Below are 2,121 nucleotides of genomic sequence, written 5' to 3'. Positions count from 1 at the left end.
GGGGGACGCCGATTCGGACCCCCTAATAGCCGAGCGCATTCACGGTCCCAGTGCACGCGACCGAGACGACGGAGGGTCGCGCACGCCTCTACGCGGCGTCGCAAGACACCGCCCACGCCCTCGACGAGGTGCGGGCCGCCACGCGCCGACGCCTCGTGCGCCTCTTGGGCCTCTCGCCCCGGACGACCCCGGAGCACCTCGCGGACGCCGTGGCCGAGCGGCTCGGCGCGGATCGAGCGGTGGTGCACGGCATCCTGATCGACGATCTTCCCCGCACCGACCGCGACCTCGTCGCGGCGAGCGATCGCCTACGCGACCTCGAGACGAGCGTGCGCGCGACTCTTCCCACGGAAAGGACCCCCCGATGACCGACAGTCCTCTCGGCGCCCCCGACCACACGGCCCCGGCCGCGCCGGCGAGCGCCGCCCCGCGACCCGACGGCGACGACGCGACCCTGCGGCAGGCGATGCACCGGGTCCGCACCGAGGTCGGCAAGGCCGTCGTCGGGCAGGACGGCACGATCACCGGATTGCTCATCGCCCTCCTCGCCCGCGGCCACGTGTTGCTGGAGGGCGTGCCGGGCGTCGCGAAGACGCTGCTGGTGCGGTCGTTCAGCCGCGCGCTCGGTCTCGACACCCGCCGCGTGCAGTTCACCCCCGACCTGATGCCCGGCGACGTGACCGGATCGCTCGTCTACGACGCCCGGTCCGGCGAGTTCGAGTTCCGCGCAGGCCCCGTGTTCACCCACGTGCTGCTCGCCGACGAGATCAACCGCACACCGCCGAAGACGCAGGCCGCGCTCCTCGAGGCGATGGAGGAGCGTCAGGTGTCCTCGGACGGCGTCAGCCGTCCGCTTCCCGACCCGTTCCTCGTCGCCGCGACGCAGAACCCCGTCGAGCACGAGGGGACGTACACGCTGCCCGAGGCGCAGCTCGACCGCTTCCTGCTCAAGCTCGTCGTCGATCTCCCCGGGCGCGACGCCGAGGTCGACGTCCTCCGCCGCCACGCGGGCGGGTTCGACCCCCGTCGTCTCGGCGAGGCGGGAGTGGATGCCGTCATCACACCGGCCGAGATCCTCGCGGCGCAGCGCGCCGCGGCATCCGTCGCCGTCGCCGACGACGTGCTGGGGTACGTGGTCGACCTGGCCCGCGCGACGCGCCAGAGCCCGTCCGTTCTGCTCGGGGTGAGCCCTCGCGCGTCGACGGGGCTGCTGGCTGCGGCGAAGGCGTGGGCGTGGCTCGGCGGCTACCCCGCGATCACCCCCGACCACGTGCAGACGATGCTCGTCCCGGTGTGGCGGCACCGGATCCGCCTGCGGACGGAAGCCGAGATCGAAGGCGTCTCGGTGGATGCCGTCCTCACCTCGGTTCTGCAGCAGACGCGCGTCCCGCTCTGATGTACGTCACCGGCCGCTCGGCCCTGCTCGTCGCGCTGGGGGTCGTCCCGGTGATCCTCTTCACGGCTGCCGGGGCGGAACCGTGGAGCGTGGTGGGCGGGTGGGTGCTGCTGTGCGCGGGACTCGCCGCGGCCGACGTGATCCTCGCCGCGAACGCCCGAAGCGTCGACGTCACACGGGCCCTGCCCGAGCGGGCATTGCGCGACGTTCCCCTCACCGGTGAGCTGCGGGTGCGCAACCTCGGCCGGCGTACGCTCCGCGCGCAGGTGCGCGACGCGTGGCAACCGACGGCGGGTGCTCCGCCGGAGCGCCTGCGGCTCACCGTTCCGCCCGGAGAGCGCCGCGGGGCGGCGCTCTCGCTGCTGCCGCGGCGACGCGGCGAACTGCGCAGCGAATTCGTCGTCGTGCGGTCCGCGGGGCCGCTGGGTCTGGCCGGGCGTCAAGCGACGCTCGCCGCCCCCGCGCGGCTGCGCGTGCTGCCGCCGTTCACGTCGCGACGGCATCTTCCGTCGCGTTTGGCGCGGCTGCGCGAACTCGACGGCTTCACCGGGTTCCCGCCGCTGTTCATCACCGCCAGCGACGCCGAGTCCCTGTACGCGGACGCCGTGCGTCTGGCCGAGCGCGCCGCCCGCGACGGCGTCGACGTCACGTTCGAGACCGTCTCGGGCGAACAGCACGTCTGGCCCCTCCAGGCGGGGCGGCACGCCCCCGCCGACACCTCCATC

At 74.0% G+C, this 2,121-nt stretch carries 2 protein-coding genes and 1 pseudogene; all 3 read left to right on the top strand.

Annotated elements, in window-relative coordinates:
- Positions 1–50 precede the first annotated feature (50 nt).
- Entirely contained in the window at positions 51–368 is a 318-nt protein-coding gene (locus I5G_RS18905; protein WP_022880460.1) for a hypothetical protein, read from the top strand.
- A 98-nt stretch (positions 369–466) separates the two neighbouring features.
- The gene (locus I5G_RS18900) at positions 467–1,396 is read left to right on the top strand and encodes a MoxR family ATPase (RefSeq protein ID WP_036329472.1); all 930 of its coding nucleotides are present in this window, start codon (positions 467–469) and stop codon (positions 1,394–1,396) included.
- Positions 1,396–2,121: pseudogene (locus I5G_RS23620) on the top strand (alpha/beta hydrolase fold domain-containing protein); the annotation flags it as partial. The gene I5G_RS18900 and the pseudogene I5G_RS23620, both read left to right, overlap by 1 nt.

Origin of the sequence: Microbacterium sp. B19 (assembly GCF_000333395.1) — a bacterium.
In the GTDB taxonomy this organism is placed as follows: Bacteria; Actinomycetota; Actinomycetes; order Actinomycetales; family Microbacteriaceae; genus Microbacterium.
The sequence above is the reverse complement of the archived record's forward strand: the minus strand, read 5'-3'. Positions and strand labels throughout refer to the sequence as shown.

What these genes read in the sequence shown, in the direction of transcription:
- I5G_RS18900 (WP_036329472.1), top strand. Translation starts at nt 467, where the DNA reads ATGCACCGGGTCCGCACCGAGGTCGGCAAGGCCGTCGTCGGGCAGGAC.